General features: G+C 71.8%; 12 protein-coding genes and 1 pseudogene. 7 read left to right on the top strand and 6 right to left on the bottom strand.

What is annotated here, in order from left to right:
* Positions 1–1,547, bottom strand: a 1,547-nt coding sequence (locus IEJ02_RS24080; protein ID WP_191066765.1) for a type I polyketide synthase, incomplete at its 3' end; no start/stop codon positions are given.
* A gap of 41 nt (positions 1,548–1,588) precedes the next feature.
* Positions 1,589–8,938: a type I polyketide synthase gene (locus tag IEJ02_RS24075; RefSeq protein ID WP_223864316.1), complete on the bottom strand. Its 7,350-nt coding sequence runs from the start codon at positions 8,936–8,938 to the stop codon at positions 1,589–1,591.
* 244 nt (positions 8,939–9,182) lie between these two features.
* Here IEJ02_RS24075 and IEJ02_RS24070 point away from each other — a divergent pair, with 244 nt between their 5' ends.
* The 4 genes from IEJ02_RS24070 (at position 9,183) to IEJ02_RS24055 (ending at position 13,746) form a co-directional block, all read left to right on the top strand.
* A complete protein-coding gene (locus IEJ02_RS24070) occupies positions 9,183–9,995 on the top strand; it encodes an SAM-dependent methyltransferase (RefSeq protein WP_191066764.1) in 813 nt (270 codons plus the stop codon).
* A 728-nt stretch (positions 9,996–10,723) separates the two neighbouring features.
* A complete protein-coding gene (locus tag IEJ02_RS24065; RefSeq protein WP_191066763.1) occupies positions 10,724–11,494 on the top strand; it encodes an AfsR/SARP family transcriptional regulator in 771 nt (256 codons plus the stop codon).
* 27 nt (positions 11,495–11,521) lie between these two features.
* Entirely contained in the window at positions 11,522–11,752 is a 231-nt protein-coding gene (locus tag IEJ02_RS24060; protein WP_191066762.1) for a DUF5988 family protein, read from the top strand.
* Positions 11,753–11,838: 86 nt separating this feature from the next.
* Positions 11,839–13,746: a Xaa-Pro dipeptidyl-peptidase gene (locus IEJ02_RS24055; RefSeq protein ID WP_191066761.1), complete on the top strand. Its 1,908-nt coding sequence runs from the start codon at positions 11,839–11,841 to the stop codon at positions 13,744–13,746.
* Positions 13,747–13,822: 76 nt separating this feature from the next.
* On the opposite strand, the gene IEJ02_RS24050 is transcribed toward IEJ02_RS24055, so the two are convergent.
* The gene (locus IEJ02_RS24050) at positions 13,823–14,674 is read right to left on the bottom strand and encodes a class I SAM-dependent methyltransferase (protein ID WP_191066760.1); all 852 of its coding nucleotides are present in this window, start codon (positions 14,672–14,674) and stop codon (positions 13,823–13,825) included.
* 346 nt (positions 14,675–15,020) lie between these two features.
* On the opposite strand from IEJ02_RS24050, the gene IEJ02_RS24045 reads away from it, so the two are divergent.
* Complete coding sequence (locus tag IEJ02_RS24045; RefSeq protein ID WP_191066759.1) at positions 15,021–16,190, top strand: CapA family protein; 1,170 nt, start codon at positions 15,021–15,023, stop codon at positions 16,188–16,190.
* Between the two features lie 20 nt (positions 16,191–16,210).
* Here the strand turns inward: IEJ02_RS24045 and IEJ02_RS24040 are convergent, their stop codons facing one another.
* A complete protein-coding gene (locus IEJ02_RS24040) occupies positions 16,211–18,841 on the bottom strand; it encodes an ATP-dependent Clp protease ATP-binding subunit (RefSeq protein ID WP_223864314.1) in 2,631 nt (876 codons plus the stop codon).
* 103 nt (positions 18,842–18,944) lie between these two features.
* Positions 18,945–20,003, bottom strand: coding sequence for a PP2C family protein-serine/threonine phosphatase (locus IEJ02_RS24035; protein WP_223864313.1), 1,059 nt, complete (start codon positions 20,001–20,003; stop codon positions 18,945–18,947).
* Positions 20,004–20,200: 197 nt separating this feature from the next.
* Between IEJ02_RS24035 and sigJ the strand changes: the two genes are divergently transcribed.
* Both sigJ and IEJ02_RS24025 read left to right on the top strand, forming a co-directional pair.
* Positions 20,201–21,073 (top strand): RNA polymerase sigma factor SigJ, encoded by an 873-nt coding sequence (gene sigJ / locus IEJ02_RS24030; protein ID WP_191066757.1) that lies wholly within the window; start codon positions 20,201–20,203, stop codon positions 21,071–21,073.
* Positions 21,074–21,159: 86 nt separating this feature from the next.
* Positions 21,160–22,242: an NAD(P)/FAD-dependent oxidoreductase gene (locus tag IEJ02_RS24025; protein ID WP_191066756.1), complete on the top strand. Its 1,083-nt coding sequence runs from the start codon at positions 21,160–21,162 to the stop codon at positions 22,240–22,242.
* A 326-nt stretch (positions 22,243–22,568) separates the two neighbouring features.
* On the opposite strand, the pseudogene IEJ02_RS24020 reads toward IEJ02_RS24025, so the two are convergent.
* Positions 22,569–22,682: pseudogene (locus IEJ02_RS24020) on the bottom strand (helix-turn-helix domain-containing protein); the annotation flags it as partial.
* Positions 22,683–22,748 lie beyond the last annotated feature (66 nt).

The raw sequence follows: 22,748 nt of genomic DNA, 5'->3' as shown, positions 1-22,748 counted from the left end.
CCCACCCACCCAGCCAACGCCCCAGCCTGCCCCCGCAACGCCTCCACACTCCGCCCCGACACCACCCACGGCACCACCCCACCCACCACAGAAGACGCCGCCGACACCTCCTCCTCAGGAGCCTGCTCCAGGATCAGATGGGCGTTCGTACCCGAGATGCCGAACGACGACACCGCCGCACGGCGGGGCCGCTCCAGGTGGGGCCACTCCACCGGCTCGGTCAGCAGCCGCAACCCGCTGCCCTCCCACTCCACATGCGGGGTGGGCTCGTCCAGATGCAGGTTCGCGGGCAGACCTGGGTGCCGGAGCGCCATCACCATCTTGATCACGCCCGCCACGCCCGCCGCCGCGTGCGTATGACCGATGTTGGACTTCAGCGAGCCCAACAGCAGTGGCCGGTCGGCGGGGCGGTTCTGGCCGTACGTGGCGATCAGGGCCTCGGCCTCGATCGGGTCGCCGAGTTTGGTGCCGGTGCCGTGTGCCTCGAGGGCGTCCACATCGCCCGGCCCCAGCTGGGCGTTGGCCAGCGCCTGGGAGATCACGCGTTCCTGGGCCACGTCGTTGGGCGCGGTGAGGCCGTTGCTGGCACCGTCCTGGTTGATGGCCGAGCCCCGGATCACCGCCAGCACCCGATGGCCGTTGCGCCGGGCCTCCGACAGCCGCTCCAGCACCACAAGACCGACGCCTTCGGAGAAGCCGGTGCCGTCCGCGTCGGCGGCGAAGGACTTGCACCGGCCGTCCGGGGCCAGTGCGCGCTGCCGGGAGAACTCGGTGAACATGATGGGGGTGGCGAGCGAGGTAACACCACCCNGGGAGAACTCGGTGAACATGATGGGGGTGGCGAGCGAGGTAACACCACCCGCCAGGGCCAGGGTGCACTCCCCCTGCCGCAGTGCCTGCACCGCCAGGTGCATGGCCACCAGCGAGGCCGAGCATGCGGTGTCCACCGTTACCGCCGGCCCCTCCAGGCCGAAGGTGTAGGCCACCCGGCCCGAGATCACACTGGTGAGTCCGCCCGTGGTGGCGTAGCCCTCGAAGCCCTCGGGGATGCGCGGCGCGCGCGACAGATAGTCCTGGCTGGACACACCGGCGTAGACACCCGTGCGGCTCCCCTTCAGCGACACCGGATCGATACCCGCCCGCTCCAGGGATTCCCAGGCCACCTCCAGCACCAGCCGCTGCTGCGGGTCCATGGCGAGCGCTTCCCTGGGGCTGATGCCGAAGAACGCCGCGTCGAAGCGGTCCGCCTCGACGAATCCGCCCTGGCGGACACAGCTGGTGCCGTAGTGCTCCGGATCGGGGTGGTAGAGGTTCTCCAGGTCCCAGCCACGGTCCGTCGGGAAGTCCCCGATCGCGTCGACACCCGAGACGAGCAGTTCCCACAGCTCCTCCGGGGAGGTGACCCCGCCGGGAAAGCGGCAGGCCATACCGACCACGGCCACCGGCTCGTGGCCGCGCTCCTTCACCTCGCGCAACCGCAGGCGCGTATCGTGCAGATCGGCGGAAACGCGCTTGAGATACTCGACCAGCTTCTCTTCGTTCGCCATGAGGGTCACCCGGCCTTCAGCGATCGTCGCGCCCGGCACATTCAGGACACACCAAGCTCGTTGTCAATAAACTCAAGGACCTGGTCCGCGGAGGCGGACTCCAGCCGTTGGGCCGCGCTCATCTCATCCGTCGGCTGCCGTGGCAAGTGCGTGCTCGGAGGGACGATCGCGGTGGCGGTGGCGTCGGTGCCGTCGGAGGTCAGCCGTCGCACAAGGTGGTGGGCGATGCCCTCCGGGGTCGGATATCTGAAGATCAGGGCCGCGGGCAGCCGGAGCCCCGTGGCGGCCGCGAGGCGATCGCGCAGTTCGACGGCGGTCAGGGACTCGAAGCCCAGCTCCTTGAAGCTGGCGTCGGGGTGCACCGCCTCGGCGTCGGTGTGCCCCAGCACGGTGGCGGCGTGGTCGCGCACCAGGCCGAGGAGGGTGCGATACCGCTCCACCGCCGACAGCCGCGCCAGCCGTGCGGCCCAGCCGACGGACGACGCTCCGGTGGCGGCAGCGGCGGCGCGCCGCCGTACGCTTCCGCCACCGCCGTTGTCGGCCGCCACCCGGCCGGTGTTCAGGGAGCGCAGCTGATCGGCGTCGGCGGGACGCAACACCAGCGCGTCGATCGTCAGCACCGGGGCGCCCACGGCATCCGCGACGACGACTCGCAGTTCACGCTCGCCGTCGGCCTCGGCGGTCTGCGGACGGGGGGTGAGTCGGACGCGTACGGCGGTGGCCTCGGCCGCCCACAGGGACACACCGCTGATGGTGAACGGCAGCCACATCCGGCCCTTGTCCCCCTCCTCCTGGGCCCGGTCCATCCCGTCCATCCCGTCCATCAGCAGCGTCGGGTGCAGCACCGCGTCCAGCAGGGCGGGGTGAATTCCGAAGCCACCGGGCTCTCCCGCGGCCTTGGGCAGCTCCACATCGGCCAGCAGATCCGCGCCGTCCCGCCACACCGCGCGCAGCCCCTGGAACGCGGCGCCGTAGGCGTATCCGGATGCGGCGATCCGTTCGTAGAACCCGTCGGTGTCCACCGGCCGCGCTCCGGACGGAGGCCAGGTCCCGGGCAACTCCCCCGCCCGGCTTTCCGGTACGGCGGGGCCGAGGACGCCCACGGCATGGCACATCCAGTCGGTGTCGCCACCCGCGCGCAGGTCGTCGTCGGGGAGGGAGTAGATCGCGATGTCGCGGCGTCCGTCGTCGGCGGGCGGGCCCACCACCACCTGGACACACCGGCCGCCGGTCGCGGGCAGCACCAGCGGCAGCCGCAGCGCGAGCTCCTCCACCGCACCGCAACCGGCCTCGTCGGCCGCCCGCAGCGCCCACTCCATCAGCGCGGCGCCGGGCACCAGGGCCACGTCCGCCACTACATGGTCGGTGAGCCAGCCGTGCGTCTGCGGGGAGAGGCGTCCGGTCAGCACGTGGCCGCTGCCGTCGGCGAGCCGCACCGCGGCGCCCAGCAGCGGGTGGTCCGCGGCGACCAGGCCGAGAGCGGCGGGGTCCGCGCCGGGCCCGCCGGGGGCGTCCAGCCAGTAGCGCCGGCGCTGGAAGGCGTACGTGGGCAGATCGACCGTACGGGGCGTGGGGTCGGCCGGGAAGGCGGCCGACCAGTCCACCTCGGCCCCGGCGACGAACGCCTGCGCGACCGACGTGGTCAGCTGGGCCAGGTCCCCGTGGTCCCGCCGCAGGGTGGGCACCGCAACGGCGCCGCTCTCCGCGTGCTCGAAGCTCTCCCGCATCGCCAGGGTGAGGACGGGATGGGTGCTGGCCTCGATGAACACCCGATGCCCAGCCGCCAGCAACGCCTCGACGGCATCGGCGAACCGCACCCGCTCCCGCAGATTCCGCACCCAGTAGTCCGTGTCCAGGGCGGAGCCGTCGGTCCGGCCGCCGGTCACGGTGGAGTAGAACACCACCCCGGAGGGTCCGGGCGCCTCGACCGGCTCAACTCCGCCGAGCAGCCGGGTGAGTTCCTCTGCGATCTCATCGACCTGGGGGCTGTGCGAGGCGTAGTCCACCTCGATCATCCGCGCCCGCTCGCCCGCCTCCTGGCAGGCGGCCACGGCCGCGGCCACCTGCTCCGGCGGTCCGGAGACGACGGTGGACTCGGGCCCGTTCACCACCGCCACCACGACCGCCGCGGCCCGCTCGCCGAGCCCGGTCAGCAGTTCCTCGGCCTGTGCGTGGCCCAGTGCCAGCGAGGCCATGGCCCCGCCTCCGGCGAGTCGCCGCAGGGCCCGGCTGCGCAGCGCCACGACCTTCGCACCGTCCTCCAGGGACAGCGCTCCCGCCACCACGGCCGCCGCGATCTCGCCCTGGCTGTGCCCCACCACGGCGGCGGGGCGCACACCGTACTCGGCCCATACGGCGGCCAGGGACACCATCGCCGCCCAGAGCACCGGCTGCACCACATCCACCCGGCTCAGATCGGCGGCGCCTTCGGCTCCGCGCAGGACATCCGTGAGCGACCAGTCGACGTGGGGCGCGAGCGCTCGTTCGCACTCCGCCACGCGGGCGGCGAACACCGGTGAGGCGTCCAGCAGTCCGGCGCCCATCCCGACCCACTGCGAGCCCTGCCCGGGGAACACCAGCACAGGGCCCGCGTCCACTGCCGCGCCGGAGCGCGTGACACCGGGGCCCATCACGTCCGGATGCGTCTCGTCGGCCGCCAACGCCGCGAGGGCGGGGGTGAGTTCGTCGCGGTTCCCGCCGACCACCACCGCGCGGTGCTCGAACGCCGTCCGGGTGGTGATCAGTGACCAGCCCACGTCCCGGGGCGACGGTGTGGTGTCAGCGGCCGTGTGGGCGGCCAGCTCCCGGGCCTGTCCCCGGAGGGCTTCGGCGCTGCGGGCGGACAGCACCCAGGGCACCGGCCGGTCGTCCTCGTCCGGCCGCGCGCCGCTGGGAATGGGCTCCGGTTCGGGGGCGAGTTCCGGCTCGGGGACGGGTTCCGGCTCGGGGGCCTGCTCCACGATCAGATGCGCGTTGGTGCCGCTGATCCCGAAGGAGGACACGCCCGCGCGGCGGGGGCGTTCGTCGCGCGGCCACTCCACCGGCTCGGTCAGCAGCCGTACCGCGCCGCTGTCCCAATTGACGTGGGGGCTGGGCGCGTCGATGTGCAAGGTGGCGGGCAGCAGTCCGTGCCGCATGGCCATCACCATCTTGATGACGCCCGCCACCCCGGCCGCGGCCTGGGTGTGGCCGATGTTGGACTTCAGGGAGCCCAGCCACAGGGGCCGCTCTTCCGGCCGCTCCCGCCCGTAGGTGGCGAGCAGGGCCTGGGCCTCGATCGGGTCGCCGAGGGTGGTTCCGGTGCCATGGGCCTCGACGGCGTCCACCTCGGACGGGGCCAGCCGGGCGTCGGCGAGGGCCTGGCGGATCACCCGCTGCTGAGAGGGGCCGTTGGGCGCGGTGAGGCCGTTGGAGGCGCCGTCCTGGTTGACGGCCGAGCCCCGGATCACCGCCAGCACCCGGTGGCCGTTGCGCCGGGCGTCGGACAGCCGCTCCAGGAGCAACAGGCCGACGCCCTCGCCCCATCCGGTGCCGTCGGCGGCGGCCGCGAACGGCTTGCACCGCCCGTCGGGGGCCAGACCGCGCTGGCGGGAGAAGCCGGTGAACATGCCGGGTGCGGCCATCACCGTCACCCCTCCGGCCAGGGCGAGCGCGCAGTCGCCCTGCCGCAGCGCCCGCACCGCGAGATGGATGGCCACGAGCGACGACGAACACGCCGTGTCCACCGACACCGCGGGCCCTTCCAGGCCGAAGGTGAACGCCACCCGGCCGGACACCACGCTCGGGGTGCCGCCGGTCAGCAGATGGCCGTCGAGCCCCTTGGGCGCCTCGTGCAGCCGGGGGCCGTAGTCCTGGGGCATCACTCCGACGAACACCCCGGTGGGGCTGGACCGGAGGGCGGTGGAGCGGATGCCCGCCCGTTCGAAGGTCTGCCACGCGGTTTCCAGCAGCAGCCGCTGCTGTGGATCGGTGGCGAGCGCCTCCCGGGGGCTGATCCCGAAGAACTCCGCGTCGAATTCCGGTGCGTCGTAGAGGAAGCCGCCCTCGTGGACGTAGCTGGTGCCGGGGCGGTCCTGGTCGGGGTCGAAGAGTCCGGCCAGGTCCCAGCCGCGGTCCCGGGGGAACTCCCCGATCGCGTCGGCGCCCCCGGCCACCAGCCGCCACAGCGCCTCGGGCGAGTCGACGCCGCCGGGGAAGCGGCAGCCCATGGCCACCACCGCGATCGGCTCGTCGGCGTCGCGCGGTGCGGGGACGGTTGGTGCCGACGGTGCGGTGGCGGAGGTGGTGTGGGCCCGCAGGTGGTCGGCGACGGCCAGGGGCGTGGGGTGGTCGAAGGTGAGCGTGGCGGTCAGGGGCAGCCCGGTGGCGGCGGCGAGCCGCTCGCTCAGTTCGGTCGCCGCGAGCGAGTCGAAGCCCAGCTCCTTGAAGGTGAGGCCGGGATCGACGGCGTCCGGCTCGGAGTGACCGAGGACGAGGGCCACTTGGGTTCGCACGACCTCCAGCGGGTCCCGGTCCGGCCCCGTGTCGCCGGGCTCGGCCGCCTCTCGTACGGGCGCTGCCCGGTCCGGGGCGTCGTCCGTCCCGGTGGTGTGGGTGGCCCGTGCGGTGGATTCGGGTGTGGTGCCGGGCCAGTAGCGGTCCCGCTGGAAGGCGTACGTCGGCAGGGGGACCCGCTGCCGAGGGTGTCCGCCACAGGCCCGGTCCCAGGCCACCTCGGTGCCCCGGACATACGCCTGGGCCATGGCGGCGGCGAAGGTGCGCACCTCGGCGCGGTCGCGGCGCAGTGCCGCCACCGCGGTCGGGCGCGGCCGCCCGGGGGCCGGTCCCGGCCGTGCGGTGAGGCATTCGCGGGTCATGGCGGTGAGCGGGGCGTCCGGTCCGAGTTCGAGGAAGGTGGTGGCTCCGGCGTCGAGGAGGGTGTGCACACCGTCCATGAAGCGCACCGTGTGGCGGGCGTGCCGGGCCCAGTAGTCCGGTGTGGCGAGCTCCGAGGCGGTGGCGAGCCGTCCCGTCACATTGGAGACGAGGGGGATGGCCGGTGCGGAGAAGGTCAGTCCTGAGGCGACGGCGCGCAGTTCGTCGAGCATGGTGTCCATGTGCGGCGAGTGGAAGGCGTGGCTGACCTTCAGCAGCCGGGCCTTGCGGCCGCGCTCGCGCCACGCGGCGGCGGCCGCGTGGACGGCGTCGTGGTCTCCGGAAATCACCACGGACGAGGGCCCGTTGACGGCGGCGAGGTCCAGCCGGTCCTCCCATCCGGCGAGCAGTCCTGCGGCCTCGTCCGCGTCGGCCTGCAGCGCGGCCATGGCGCCCTTCGCCGTGATGGCCTGCATCAACCGGCCGCGGGCGGCCACCAGGGTGCAGGCGTCGGGCAGGGTGAGCACACCGGCCACATGGGCGGCGGCGATCTCACCCACCGAGTGGCCCATCAGATGGCCGGGGGTGAGCCCCCAGGATTCGGCCAGCCGGTAGAGGGCCACCTCGATGGCGAACAGCGCGGGCTGGGTGTACGAGGTGTGGTCGAGCAACGCGGCCCGTGGCGACGGGGGTTGGGCGGACATCACCTCGCGCAACGGCTCCGCCAGCTGCCCGTCCAGACAGTCGCACACCTCGTCCAGCGCCGCCGCGAACACCGGATGGGCGGCGTACAGCTCACGGCCCATGGCCGCTCGCTGGCTGCCCTGGCCGCTGAAGAGCACGGCGAGACCGCCGTCCGTGGCCCGGCCCCGCACCACTCCGGCGCTCTCCGTGCCGTTGGCCAGCGCGTCCAGTCCGCTCAGCAGCTCGTCGGCGCCCGCCCCGAGGATCACGGCGCGGTGGGCGAAGGCGGTCCGGGTGGTGGCCAGGGAGTGTCCGATGTCGGCCGGGGAGAGGCCGTCGTGGTCCGTCAGATGGTCCCGCAGCCGCCGGGCCTGGGCGCGCAGCGCCGCGGGGGTCTTCGCGGAGATCGGCCAGGCCACCACGGCGGGCGTGGGGGCGTCCGCCGGTGTGGACGTGGCTACGGGCGCGGGCGCTTCACCGAGGACGAGATGGCAGTTGGTGCCGCCCATGCCGAAGGAGCTGACCCCGGCGAGCAGCGGCCGGTCCGGGCGGGGCCACTCGCCGAGCCGGTCCTGGACCCGCAGTCCGAGCTCGGCCAGCGGGATCCGCGGGTTCGGGGTGGTGAAGTGGAGGCTGGCCGGGAGCAGGCGGTGGGTGATGCCGAGTGCGGTCTTGAGCAGTCCGACGATGCCCGCGGCGCCCTCGAGGTGGCCCACGTTGGTCTTGGCGGAGCCGACGAGCAGCGGTGTGCCGTCGGTCCGTACGGTGCCGAGCGCGGCGCCGAGGGCGGCCGCCTCGATGGGGTCGCCGACGGGGGTTCCGGTGCCGTGCAGCTCGACGTACTGGACCTCGTCGGGTGAGACTCCGGCCCGCCGGTGGGCGGTGCGCACCACGTCCTCCTGGGCCGCCGCGCTGGGGGACGTCAGCCCGTCGGTGGCGCCGTCGTTGTTGACGGCGCTCGCGTGGATGACGCAGTACACCGGGTCGCCGTCGCGTACGGCCGTGGCGAGGGGTTTGAGGAGGACCGCCGCGCCGCCCTCGCCACGCACGAAGCCGTTGGCGCGGGCGTCGAAGGTGTGGCAGCGCCCGTCCGGGGAGAGGCCGCCGAACTGGGCGGCGGCGGCCGCCATGCTGTCCTCGGTGAGGATGAGGTTGACGCCTCCGGCCAGGGCAAGGGCGCACTCCTGGCGGCGCAGGCTCTCGCAGGCGGTGTGCACGGCCACCAGCGAGGAGGACTGTGCGGTGTCCACGGTGAGGCTGGGGCCGCGCAGACCGTAGCCGTAGGAGATCCGGTTGGCGATGATGCTGCGGTGGACACCGGTCATGGCGTGCCGGGTGGCCGCGGTGGTGTCCCGGCGCAGGAGGGCGGCGTACTCGTCCCAGATGGCGCCGACGAACACACCGGTCGGGCTGTTCTTGAGCGTTCCGGGGCGGATTCCCGCGTCCTCGAACGCCTCCCAGGCGAGTTCGAGCATCAGCCGCTGCTGGGGGTCCATGGCCGTGGCCTCGCGGGGCGAGATGCCGAAGAAGGAGGCGTCGAAGGTGTCGACGCGGTCCAGGAAGCCGCCGTACCACCTCGGCGCCGGCCGGGCGGGGCCCTCACCGGCGGGGCCCTCACCGGCGGAGCCTTCGCCGGTGGGGCCGTCGGTGGCGGGGCCCTCACCGGCGGGGCCCTCGGCGGCGGGGCCGGTCCGGCGGCGGTCGTCCGGCATGGCGGTGATGGCGTTCCCGCCCTGCCGCAGCAGCCGCCAGAAGGCCGATGGGCTGGGTGCGTGCGGCAGGCGGCAGGCCATTCCCACCACGGCGATGGGCTCCGCGGGCTGAGGTGTGCGGGTGGGCGCGGCGCTATCCATCGCACCCCATACGGCATTCGGAGAACGACTGCGTGTTCGTGGTCATGGGCGGCACTCCCGCTCCGGATTGATGATCGGTGCGAGCACGTGGCCCATCGTGGGGCGCGGTTCTAAAGCATGACCAAATGGGCCACGGCCGGTGACTTTAGAGACGCGTTACCGGAACCCCGGACCATCGCTTGAGCGGGGGAGCCTTGATGTGCCCTGGGCCGCCCCGACCTCTCGAGCACACAGGAGGAGTGCCATGACCTCTCCCTCGGCCGTGCCGCCAGGCGGCACGGTGTCGGACTACTACAGCTCGCTGGGCCCGCTTCTGCAGATGGCGTGGGACGACAACTTCCACTTCGGCTACTGGGACGGCCCCTCCGATACCCGTTCGGTGCAAGAGGCCACCGATCGCTTCACGGATCTGCTGATCGAACGGCTGCGGGTGGGGCCGGGAGACCGGGTACTGGATGTCGGCTGTGGCATCGGGAAGCCGGCGATGCGGCTGGCGTCCGCCACCGGCGCCCATGTCCTGGGCGTCACGATCAGCGAGCTCCAGGTCAAACAGGCGACCGAATCCGCCCGGCTGGCCGAGCTGTCCGACCGGGTGGCATTCCAATACGCCGACGCCATGGCGATGCCTTTCGACGACGCCGCTTTCGACGCCGTACTCGCATTCGAATCGATCAATCACATGGACCGTCCGACGGCGCTGCGGGAGATGGCCCGGATGCTGCGGCCGGGAGGCCGGGTGGTGCTCACGGATGTCACCCCGCCGAGCGACGGCAGTTATCAGCCGGACGACGATCCCGCCGTGGTCACCTCGCTGACCCGGCTGGAGGACTGGCCCGGTCTGGTCGGTGACGCCGGGCTGGTGCTCGATGAGCTGACCGACGTCACCGAGAACACCAAGGACACCGCCAACCGCATGATCGACGGCATCCTGCGCTGTCGCCGGGAGTTCGAGGCGCGCCACGGGGTCAGCGTGCAGGAGGTGCTGGACGCCGCCAAGTCCGCGCTGCCCACCGTGCCCAGCGCCGGCTGCGCCATCGTGGTGGCCCACAAGCCCTGAATCGGCGACAAAACCTGACGGTTATTCGAGAATCCTTCATGGGTCCCGCGCAGACGGAATTATCCGCTCCTCATCAAAGCGGCACCAAGGGGCCCATGATCTCGCAAGACGTGCTTGTCCCGGTCGACGCGATCCGCGTATTCTCTTTCGCGGACTGCAACACCTCACGTGCGGGATATCCGGACTCCGATCTTCCGGACGGTATTGCGAATACCCGCTCCGCACCGTCGAGGACGCCGACTCGAGGGCGCGTATATCCGGATTCTAGGTGAGGTGGGTAGTCATAGGACTCGCTTACGATGTGGGGCACCTGCCGAAGGCGTCAATCCCGTCCGTTCTCTGATTCCTCGGCAGGTCCGCGATAAAAGAGGGGTGAGTAATGGCAGTCGCGAACGGCGTGCGTCAGTGTATCCGGCGGCACCGCCCGTCCCCGCCCAGGGAGGCGCGGCCGGACCACTTTCCACACGCAAGCGGCTCGGCAAGCGCCCACTTCCCATCCCCTTCGGGGTCGCCGGACTCCGGGGACGTGACAATTACCGCGCGCCACCCGGACGGCCAGGGCCGACGTTCCGCATGGACCACCAGAGCCCGGCCCGCACATGCGTTCACCTCCGAAAGCAGACCCGCCTCGAAATCGAGAGAACACACAGACCACCCCGCGGGCAATTCCGGCAAAGGCGCCGACTGTCCCATGACCGCACTCGTCGGCGACTCGGATGGGGCACATCGTGCGATATGAGATCATGGGTCCTCTCCGCGTAGTGGAAGGGGAGAGGAAATTAACCATCAGGGCGCGGAAGATCGAGGTCCTGTTGACCGTCCTCCTCGTCCGCGCCGATCAAGTTGTCCCGATCGACCAGCTCATCACGGAGATCTGGGGGGAGGACCCGCCGCGCCGGGCGATCGCCGGGCTCCATGTGTACGTCTCCCAGATCCGTAAGTTCCTGCGCCGGCCCGGCCAGAACGAAAGCCCCGTCATCACCCGCCCGCCGGGATATGTCCTGCGGCTGGGCCACGACCACCTCGACTTCCACTGCTTCGAACGGCTGGTGTGCGAGGGCCGGGACCATCTGCGGGAGCGGCGTTACCAACAGGCCACGGTGACATTCGAAAGCGCACTCGATCTCTGGCGCGATCCATTGCTGGACGACGTATGCCATGGGCCGATCCTCGAAGGCTTTCAGACCTGGCTGAAGGAAGCCCGGCTGGAATGCATCGAGATGCTGACGGATTCCCGGCTCATGCTCGGCCGCCATCGCGAGCTGGTGAGCGATCTGTATCAGCTGACCACCGAGCATCCCTTGCGGGAGGCACTGCACCGCCAGTTGATGCTGGCGCTCTACCGCTGTGGCCGCCGGGCGGACGCCTTGCATGTGTATCAAGCGGCGCGCAAGACGCTCAATGAAGAACTCGGGCTCGAGCCGTGCCGTGCCCTACAGGACATGCAGCAGGCCATCCTCACCTCGGATGACCGACTGGAACTGCATGTTCCCGCTTGAGGAGGACCGCGTAAGGAGGTGGAAATATTGAGCGAACACGTCAGTTATCTGTCCGAGGGCACTCCCATCGAGGTCGTCCTCGAAGGCGGACCGGACGATCTTCCCCGGGCATTCAGGACCGGGCCGTCGACCCTCACCAGCAAGAAGCTCAAAATCCAGCACCGCAATGGATACGAGCACTTCGAACTCGTCAACGATTCCGCTGACATCACCACAGCGATCTTTCGCTGGACCATGCGTACGAAAATCGCCGAGTAGCCTCCATGGCTCCGGAACCCCGGGACCGCCGACCGGCCACCGCCGGCCGGCGGTCCCGGGGCGGGGGCCGTGGCCAGGAGGTCCGTATGCGCACTTCACGATGGCGCGGGGTCCTGATCGCCGCGCTCACGATGTCGACAGCCCTTGCCGCACTGCCCGCCGGGCCCGCGTCGGCCCGGACGGCCGCCAGACCCGCCACCAAGGTGGTGGACGGCCGTACTCAGCCGGTGTTCTCCTACGCGGACGCCGTGCGCGAGCACCTCATGGTCCAAACGCCCGTCGACAGTGACGGCGACGGCCACGAGGACCGGGTCGCGGTGGACATCATCCGGCCCAAGGAGACCCAGCAGGGTCTCAAGGTGCCGGTCATCATGTCCTCAAGCCCCTACAACGACACCGTGGGCCGTGGCTTCGAGTCGGAGCGGAAGAGCTATGACGCCCAGGGCAACCCGGCCAAGTTCCCGCTCTTCTACGACAATTACTTCGTGCCGCGCGGCTACGCCGTGGTCGATGTCGATGTGACCGGCACCGGCAGATCCGATGGCTGTCTGACGGTCGGCGGCGCCGCCGATGTGGCGGCCGCCAAGGCCACCATCGACTGGCTGGGCGGCCGCGCCACCGCGTACGCGGCCGATGGCAGCGAGGTGAAGGCCTCCTGGTCCACCGGCAAGGTGGGCATGATCGGCCACTCGTACGAGGGCATGCTGGCCAACGCCGTGGCGGGCACCGGAGTGGAGGGGCTGGAGACCATCGTCCCGATCTCCGGAGTCAGCTCCTGGTACGAGTTCGCCCGCACCAACGGCGCCAAGCACTGGAACGGTTTCGCCTCGTATCTGACGACCGCGCTGGACACCGACCCGCCCCAGAAGTGCCAGGCGGTGCGCGAGCGGTTGCAGGCCGGTGAGGATGACGCCACCGGCAACTACAACGCCCACTGGCATGAGCGCAATTACCTCGCGCGGCCCGCGCCCGAGGTGGACAAGGTGCGCGCGAGCGTCCTCGCGGCGCATGACATCACCGACTACAACATCCGGATCAACCAGCTCGCGAACTGGTGGGGTGCGCTGGCCGAGCGCGGGGTGCCACGCAAGCTGTGGCTGGGCCGCTACGGCCACACCGACCCATTCGACTGGCCCGGTCGGCGCACGCAGTGGGTCGACACCGTGCACCGGTGGTTCGACCACTGGCTGTACGGCGTGCAAAACGGAATCATGGACGAGCCCCGCGTCGATCTGCAGACCGGCCCGGACACCTGGACGACCCAGGCCGACTGGCCCGCGGACACCTCCTCGGTCCCGCTGCGCCCCGGGCCCGACGGCTCGCTGGCGCTGAGCCCCGCGAGCGGTACCGGGACCTTCACCGACACCAAGCTGAGCGAGGCGGATCTCACCGCCGACCCGTCGGCGAACCGCCCGGGCCGGCTGGCCTTCCTCACCCCGCCGCTGCGCACCGGGGTACGGCTCTCCGGCACACCCACCGCGGATCTGCGGGTCACGCTCGACAAGCCGACGTCGAACCTCACCGCGCTGCTCGTGGACTACGGCGAGGACGAACGGATCGACTGGAACCGCAACGAACCCCAGAACCGGATCCACGACGGTCTGCGGGGGCTGGACGAGGAATCCTGCCACGGGGAGAGCACCGCCCAGGACGACGCCTGCTACCAGCGGACCGCCAATGTGACGGCGCGCGAGCCCTCCGAGGTGATCGCCCGGGGCTGGATGGACGCCCAGAACCGCCACTCGCTCACCACCCCCGAGCCACTCACCCCCGGCCGGTCCTACCAGATCACCTGGAAGACCCTGCCGGGCGACTACGAGATCAAGCCGGGCCATCGGCTGGGGCTGGTCCTCGGCGGCACCGACGCCGACTTCCTCTACTTCGAGGAGGCGACCGGGGCCAGGGTGGCGGTGAACCTGGGCGGCAGCCGGGTCACCGTACCGGTGACCGCCGCCGATGGGCTTCGTAACTCCCTTCGTCGGCACGCCCGTTGACCAGGCCCGGGCCGCCGTCCACCGGCGGCCCGGGCTCGATCCCGTAGCCAGGCGCTCTCTCCCCCCGTCCGCGCGCTCAGCCCCGCGTCCAGGCATGGATCACATGGGCGCCGAGGTCCGCGTTTCCGTCGGCCACGCGGTGGCCGCTCTCGTACCGGGCCGTGAGGTCGCGGTAGCGGATGTCCTCCCTCGCGGAGAAGCCCAGCCGGCGCAGTTCGTCGGCGAGCTCTTCCGGGGTGAAGAAGCTGAGGAAGGGCTCGCCGGCCTCGGCGGCCCACGCCGCGCGCGCCTCGTGCACGGCGCGTTGCTCCGGTGGCAGCGCGTCCGGCGGCTCACCGTAGTCGAAGACCACGCCCGAGCCGTCCGGCAGGGCCGCGATGAAGCCGAGCGTGTCCAGCACGGCGGTGTGCGTCAGATACGGCACCACCCCGAGCCAGCAGAAGAACGCCGGGCGGGCCGGGTCGAAGCCCGCCGCCGTCAGCCCGCCGGCCAGGCTCCGCCGCTCGAAGTCCACCGGCGCGAAGGTCAGTGACGGCGGTACGGGGATCTGCGCGGCGGCCAGCCGGTCGCGCTTCCACTCCTGGGTGGCGGGATGGTCCACCTCGAACACCCTCAGGCCCTCCGCCTCGTGCGGATTGCGGCAGCCGAAGGTGTCCAGCCCGGCCCCGAGCGCCACCGCCTGCCGTACCCCGCGTGCCACGGCGGCCGCGACGGCGTCCTCGGCGAACCGCGCACGGGCGGCCACGGACAGCCGCACATCCTCGCGCTCGGGGTGGAAGGCCGCCTCGAGGACGGGGTCGTCCGCGTCGGCGGCGAGGATGCGGAGCGCCAGCGGGTCGTGGAACACCCGGCCGCCCTCCAGCTCCTGGTGGGCCGCGCGGAACGCGGCCGCGCCGCGGGCGGTGATGCTGGGCCGGCCGATCTGCATGGCACGCCCTCCCCCGAGGTCCCACCGCGGATGCCCGCGAGCTACCCCCTCATGGTGTCAGCTCCGCACCCCGCATGCACCGCTAACCGCCCTTGTTCACAAGGGAGTTACACGGCGAACGACCACTCGGGGACCGCCCCGGCCATGGCGTCGCGCGGCGGGCGCGCATTGTCCCATCGTTGGGCGCCGGCCAGGGGTTGACCGGGCCCATCGGGTGCAACCGCTCGGCCGAACCGGTGAAGCTCCCCACCACTCCGCAAGCCCCTCTGATGTCGTGCAATAAATACGACAATCCGACAATCAGAACAAAAGGGTCCGACATGGTCGGACCAGTGCGGAGTGCACCGTGTCCCATCACCCACGCCATCGGACGGCGCTTCTCGCCGTCGCCCTGCTCGGCGCCGCCACCGCGTGCGGCAGCGGGACACCGGCCGCCCCGAAGGCCGAGGAGAAGCCATCGAAGACCTCGGCGGTGGCCAGGAGCGGGTCCATGAAGAACTTCACCCTCGTGGCCACCGGCGATCTGCTGGTGCACGCCTCCGTCATCCGGCAGGCGAAGGCGGACTCGGGCGGTGAGAGCTATGACTTCCGGCGCATGATCCGGGCGGCCGCGCCCGTCGTCGCCCGGGCCGACCTGGCCATCTGCCACATGGAGACCGTCTACGGGGCCGCCCACGGGCCGTTCACCGGCTATCCGACCTTCAAGACGCCCCCGCAGCTCGCCTCGGCCGTGAAGGACATCGGCTACGACTCCTGCTCCACCGCCTCCAACCACACCCTCGACGCCGGTCCGGAGGGGGTGGTCCGCACCCTCGACGCCATGGACAAGGCCGGGCTCAAGCACGCCGGATCGGCCCGTTCCGCCGCGGAGAGCGTCCGTCCCACGATCCTGGAGGCCGGGAGCGCCAAGGTGGCCCATCTCGCCTACGCCTACGGCACCAACGGCATCCCGGTCCCCAAGGGCAAGTCGTGGCTGGTCAACCTCATCAATCCGGCGCGGATCATCAAGGACGCGCGGGCCGCGCGGCGCGCCGGGGCCGATGTGGTCGTCGTCAGCGTGCACTGGGGCACCGAGTGGCAGCAGGCGCCGGACAAGCTCCAGCTCTCGCTCGCCAAGAAGCTCACCGCCTCCAAGGACGGCGGCCGCCGCGACATCGACCTGATCATCGGCACCCACGCCCATATCCCCCAGGCGTACGAGAAGGTCAACGGCACCTGGGTGGTCTACGGCATGGGCGACCAGATCGCGGGGGTCATGCCCGACAAGCGCGGCCAGATGGGCTCGGCGGCGCGCTTCACCTTCACCCCGCCCTCCGCCCCGGGCAGGGCGTGGCAGGTGAAGAAGGCGGAGTACATCCCGCACGCCGTGGACAACGATCCGATCACCCTGGTGAACCTTCCCCGGGCCCTGGAGAAGAGCCCCGGCAACCCGGGTTACACCAGCGCCCTGAGCACCATCCAGGAGGCGGTGCTCAGCCGGGGCGCCAAGAAGGACGGCCTGTCCATGGGCCGTTGACCCGCTCGCCGCCGGTGGCGCTACCGCTCCGGCGGCCCCGGTCGCTCCGTCCCACCGGGCTGTTCAGGCGGTCCCGGCACGCCGGGCCGGCCCGTCCGGTCGGCGGCGTCCCGTGTGTGGAAGGTCAGCTGGTCGTTGTGCACATCGACCCGGACCTGGCTGTGCGCGGGCAGCTCGCCGCCGAGCAGCATCCGGGAGAGCGGATTGTCGACCTCGCGCTGGATGGTGCGGCGCAGCGGCCGGGCGCCGTACTCCGGCTGGTGTCCGCGTTTGGCCAGCCAGTCGACGGCGGCCGGGGTGAACTCCACGCCGACGTCCTGGGCGTGCAGCCGGCGCCGGGTCTCCTCCAGCAGCACATCGGCGATCTGCCGCAGCTGCTCGTCGGCGAGCCGGCGGAAGATGATGATCTCGTCGATGCGGTTGAGGAACTCCGGCCGGAAGTGCTCCCGCAGCGGGCGCAGCACCCGCTCCCGGCGCGCCGCGTCGTCGGCCTCCTCGCCACCGCCGCCGAAGCCCAGGGGGCCACCGCGTCCGGTGATGGTCTCCGAGCCGAGGTTGCTGGTCATCACGATGACGGTGTTCTTGAAGTCGATGGCGCGGCCCTGGGCGTCCGTCAGCCTGCCGTCGTCGAGCACCTGGAGCAGGATGTTGAAGACATCGGGGTGGGCCTTCTCCACCTCGTCCATGAGCAGCAGCGAGTAGGGCTGGCGGCGCACCGCCTCGGTGAGCTGTCCGGCCTCCTCGTGCCCGACGTATCCGGGCGGCGCGCCGACCAGCCGGCTGACGGTGTGCTTCTCCTGGTACTCGCTCATGTCGAGGCGGACCATGCGGTCCTCGCTGCCGAAGAGCGCCTCGGCCAGCGCGCGGGCGAGTTCGGTCTTGCCGACGCCGGTGGGGCCGAGGAAGAGGAAGCTGCCGCTGGGGCGGCCCGGGTCGGCGAGTCCGGCGCGGGCGCGCAGGACCGCGTCGGCCACGGCGGATACGGCCTCCTCCTGCCCGACGACCCGACGGTGGAGGTGTTCCTCCAGGCCCAGCAGCCGTTCGCGCTCCTCCTGGGTGAGGCTGGAGACGGGGATTCCGGTCTGCCGGGAGACGATCTCGGCGATGTCCTCGACGGTGACCTCGGCGACGCGCCCGCCGTGGTACTGCGTTTCGCACGCCCGTGCGATCCGGTTGTTCAGCTCGGCGATCCGGTCCCGCAGGGAGGTGGCGCGCTCATAGCTCTCGGAGGCCACGGCCTGGTCCTTGTCCCGGGTGAGCTGCTCGACCTCCCGCTCCAGGGCGCGCAGATCGGTGCCGCGGGCGCTGGAGCGCAGCCGTACCCGGGCCCCCGCCTGGTCCATGAGGTCGATGGCCTTGTCGGGCAGGAAACGGTCGGTCAGATAGCGGTCGGAGAGCTCGACGGCGGCGAGCAGCGCCTCGTCGGTGTAGCGGACCTGGTGATGGGCCTCGTAGCGGTCGCGGAGGCCGTGCAGGATGGCGACGGCGTCCGCGGAGGTGGGCTCGGGGACCATGATGGGCTGGAAGCGGCGGGCGAGCGCGGCGTCCTTCTCGATGTACTGGCGGTACTCCCGGAGCGTGGTCGCGCCGATCACATGCAGTTCGCCGCGGGCGAGCGCGGGCTTGAGGAGGTTGCTGGCGTCCATCTGGCCGCCCTCGGAGCCACCGCCGCCGGCGCCGACCACCGTGTGCAGCTCGTCGATGAAGATGATCAATTCGTCGGAGTTGGTGCGGATCTCGTCGACGATGCTGGTGACGCGCTGCTCGAAGTCGCCGCGGAAGCGGGTGCCGGCCACGACGCTCGCGATGTCGAGCTGGACGACCCGGCGGCCGAGCAGGATGTCCGGCACATCGGCGTCGGTGATCCGCTGAGCGAGCCCTTCGACGACGGCCGTCTTGCCGACTCCGGCCTCGCCGATGAGGACGGGGTTGTTCTTGCCGCGCCGGGCGAGCACCTCGACGCTCTGCTCGATCTCCTCGTCACGGCCGATCACCGGGTCGATCCGCCCCTCACGGGCCAGTTCGGTCAGATCGCGGCCGAACCGGTCGAGGTTCGGGGTCTTCCGCTGGTCCACGACGGGCCGCTGGTCGACCGTGGGGGCGCTCGGGGTGAGCCCGCCGGTCGGCGGGCCGGGTGCCCGGGGCTCGAAGCGGGCGGCGCCCAGGATCTGCCCGGCGGTGGACTCGCGGTTGGCGGCGAGCGCGATCAGCACGTGTTCGGGGCCGATGTACGAGGAGCCGCGCGAGCGGGCTATCTCATGGGCGTCGAGCAACGCCCGTTTGACGGCCGGGGTGACGGCGACCGAGTTGCGCGGCGGCCCGCCCCCCGCCTCCCGGTCGATCTCCGCGGCGATCCGGTCGGGGTCGGCTCCGGCGCGCGAGACCATGGTCCGGGTGGGCTCGGCGGCGAGCGCCGCCCGCAGCAGATGTTCGGTGTCGAGGTCGGTGCTGCCGTGTTCGGCGGCGTAGGAGGCGGCGGCCGAGACGAGATGGCGTGCGTTCTCGCTCATCAGCCGGCCGAAGTCGACATGGCGCGAATCGGGCCGTTGCCCGGCCGGCCCGGTCCCGAGGAAGCGTGCGAGGAAATCGCCGAGTGGATCCGGCCCGAAGTCCTCGGGGCCCTGGTTCGGGCCCTCGTTCCCGCTGCCCATATGACCAGTTTACGGGTGATCGATACCGATGTCCGTTCCTGGGCGGTTCCGCGAGCGGACACCGGTCCGGAGCCATCGGCGCGCCAGCGCGCCACCGGGTGCGTCAGCGCTCCACCCAGTGGCGTTCGAGGACGACCATAGCGGCGTCATCGCCCTGGTGGCCGCCCGTGTGGCTGAGCAGATCGCGCTGCAGACGGTCGACGAGGTACTGGGGGCCACCGCCGTCCGCTCCCGGGAGCCGCTCGGCGAGCGGGAAGAAGGCGCCCTCGCTGTTCCGCGCCTCGATCACCCCGTCGGTGTAGAGCAGCAGCTGATCGCCCTCGTCGAACGGGAAGTCCTCGGTGTGGTAGCGGCCGGCCGCCAGGTGGCCGAGGCCCAGCGGCAGTGCGGGCGCCTGGCCCTCCAGCGCCTTGACACCGGAGTCGCGCAGCAGGAGCGGCGGCGGATGTCCGCAGTTGACGAGCCGGACCACCGGCAGGTCGTCGGGGATCTCCAGCACGGCGGCGGTGACGAACGACTCCCCCGCCCCAGGCGCCTTGTCACGGGGTTCGGTCCGCTCCGCGGACAGGGCGGTGTCCAGGTGGGACGCCAGATCGGTCAGCGGTACGGGCCAGTGGGCGATCGCACGGAAGGCGCCGAGCACCAGGGAGGCGTCCGCGACGGCGGTCAGCCCGCTGCCCCGGACATCGCCGATGATCAGTCGGGTGGCGTTCGCGGTGCGCGCCGCCGCGTACAGATCGCCGCCGATCTCCGCCCCCGGCTCGGCCGCGAGGTAGACCGAGGCGATCAGCAGCGGGCCGACCCTTCCGGGGAGCGGGCGCAGCAGCACCCGCTGCGCCACATCGGCCACCGCCCGCACCCGGTTCAGCTCGCGCATGTGCCGGTCGAGGACCGCGCGGAACAGCACGATCATCGCCGAGACCAGGGCCAGGGTGATCACCTCGGTCAGTCGGCCGGGATGGCCGAGAAGCCCCTCCGAGGCGTTCGCCGCGACCTGGGCGGCGACGGCCAGGAGCCCGACGCAGGCGGTGAGCAGGGGGCCGGCGAACGAGGCGGTCATGGCGGGGGCCGCGATCAGCAGCGGGCTGAGCCGGATATTCGCCGGGGTGAGCACATCGCCGAGCGTGATCAGCCCGATGACCAGCAGGGGGATCACGACCAAGACGCGGGTCCGCCACCTTGACCGGCGCGGATCCGAGGGACCTTGCCGCGTGTGCACATCTACTGCTTACGCCTGCCGTGGCCCCCGCGCCAGCCCCGCCCCGCCCAGATGGGGAGAACTACGCCCCCCGCAAGGCGGCCGTCACACTTCGGCCCGCCGTCTCGTCCTCCTTCTCAGGCCGAGGAGAGGATCAGGACATGGCAGAGCTGACCGCCTTCGAACAGCAGCGCGACCGGCTGTGGGCCGTCGCGTATCGCATCACCGGCTCGGTCGCCGACGCCGATGACGCGGTGCAGGAGACCTGGCTGCGCTGGCAGGCGCTGCCCGCGGACGAGGTCGCCGACCCCCGCGCGTATCTGACCACCGTCGTCAGCCGCATCTGTTACGACCTGCTGGGTTCGGCGCGGGTGCGGCGCGAGCGCTACGTCGGCCCCTGGCTGCCCGAGCCGGTGGTGACGGCCGACGGTCCGGAGGACCGGGTGACGCTGGACGAGTCGGTGGGGCTGGCGCTGCTCACCGTGCTGGAGCGGCTGACTCCGGCGGAGCGGACCGCCTTCATCCTGCACGATGTCTTCTCGGTGCCGTTCCCCGAGATCGCCGAGGTGGTGGGCCGGAGCCCGGAGTCCGTACGGCAGCTGGCCTCCCGCGCCCGCAAGCGGGTCCGGGCGGAGGCGCCGCGGCGCTCGGTGGACCGCGAGGAGCACCGGCGGGCCGTGGACGCGTTCCTCCAGGCGGTCATGGGTGGCGACCTGGACGGGCTGCTGGAGATCCTGGATCCGGAGGTCGTCTGGCGTTCGGACGGCGGCGGCAAGGTGGCGGCGGCGCGGGTCCCGGTGCTGGGGGACGAGAAGGTGGCGCGCTTCGCCCAGCGGCTGGCCCGGGCCTTCGACCCGGCCACGATGCTGGTGCACCACCGCGACGTCAACGGCGCCCCGGGCCTGGTCCTGGTCGACAGCGCGGGCGGGCAGGCCGTGGTCTTCGCGTTCTCCGTGCACCACGGCCGGATCACCGAGATCGACGCGGTCATCAACCCCGACAAGCTCCGCCACCTCGACCTGCCGGACCTGTGACCGGCCCTGTGACCGGCATCACCGTCACATCTCGGGCCGCCGTGTCGTCCTCCTCGTGAACACCGACCGACGAGGAGGCCGCCCCCATGGAGAAGCAGCAGGTCCTGGTACTCGGCGCGGGCTACGCGGGGCTGATGGCCGCCCTGCGGCTGGCCCCGCACACCCGCGTCACCCTGGTCGATCCGAGCCCCGCCTTCACCGAGCGGGTGCGGCTGCACGAGCGGGCCGCCGGGCGGCCCGACATCACGCATCCGCTGGACGCGCTGACCCGGCGGGCCGGGGTCGTCCACCTGGCCGCCCGCGCCACCGGGATCGATCCGGCCGCCCGGCGGATCACCACCGACGACGGCCGCCGGCGCGGCTACGACCGGCTGGTGTACGCGCTCGGCAGCCGCACCGCCGACCCCGGTGAGCGCGCCTACACCCCGGAGACCGCGGCCGAACTGCACAAACGGCTGCTGGACGGCCCGGGTGAGCTGACGGTGGTCGGCGGAGGACTCACCGGCATCGAGCTGGCGGCCGAGATCGCCGAGTCCCACGACGCCTGGAAGGTCCGGCTGGTCACGGACGGGGAGGTCGGCGCGGGGCTGTCGGCGAAGGGCCGCGCCCATGTCCGTACGACGCTCACCGGGCTCGGTGTCCGGATCGAGGAGGGCCGCCGGGTGGCGCGCCCGGAGGACGTCGACGCCGACGTGGTGGTCTGGGCCACCGCGATGACCGCGAACACCGCCCTGGCCGAGGCCGCTGGAATCACCCTGGACCCGGGTGGCCGCGTCCGCGTGGACGCCACGTTGCGCTCGGTGTCCCATCCGGACATCTACGCGGTGGGCGACGCGGCGGCCATGGCCACCCCGGCCGCCGGTGCCCTGCGCATGGCCTGCGCCACCGCGCTCACGTCCGGTTCGCACGCCGCCTCCTCGATCATCGCCGAGACGCGGGGGCGGGAGCCGAAGCCGTTGCGCTTCCGCTTCATGGCGCAGTGCGTGAGCCTGGGCCGCCGGGACGGGCTGGTCCAGCTGGTGCGGGCGGACGACTCCCCGCGCGAGATGGTGCTGTGCGGTGGCACGGCCGCGCGCACCAAGGAGCAGGTGGTGCGCTTCACGGTCGGCGCGCTGCGGCTGGCGGCGCGCCGCCCCGGGGCCGTGCCCCTCATCCCCGGGATCGGCTGAGGTGTTTCCCGGCGCTTCGCTGATGACGCCGCAGTTCAGGCCGCAGTCTGTGGCCTTGGCCAAGGCCACAGACCAATCGTCGTCGGCGAAGGCGTCGACCACGCAGGCCGACCGAACGCATCGGCGTAGTGGGAGTAGATCTGACCGGAGTTCTTGGCTTCCTCCCCCTCATTCAGAAGGGGCTTCCCACAGCTCGCGCCGTAGGGGTTCCTGCTTCGTTGCCGACTGCCCGCCCGAGATTCTCCGTTGAGGTCGTACACCGGCTCCACAGGCCGATACCGCCAGCCCAGCGGCCAGGGGGTGACGCAGGGCCTGCTGGAGCGGAACAGCGCCATGTTGTAGACCTTCCGCACACACCCGAACGTGCGCGACAGCTCGGCTGCCTGCGCATCAGTCGGGTAGAAGCGGTACCGGTACGCCCGCTTCACATGAGTGCCCACAGCTCACGAACTACCACATCCACTTGTGACAACCTGACGGCACATCAACGATGAGTATCGCCCTTG

Origin of the sequence: Streptomyces sp. 5-10 (genome assembly GCF_014712245.1) — a bacterium.
Lineage (GTDB): Bacteria > Actinomycetota > Actinomycetes > Streptomycetales > Streptomycetaceae > Streptomyces > Streptomyces violaceusniger.
This window is presented reverse-complemented; position numbering and strand designations above follow the sequence as displayed.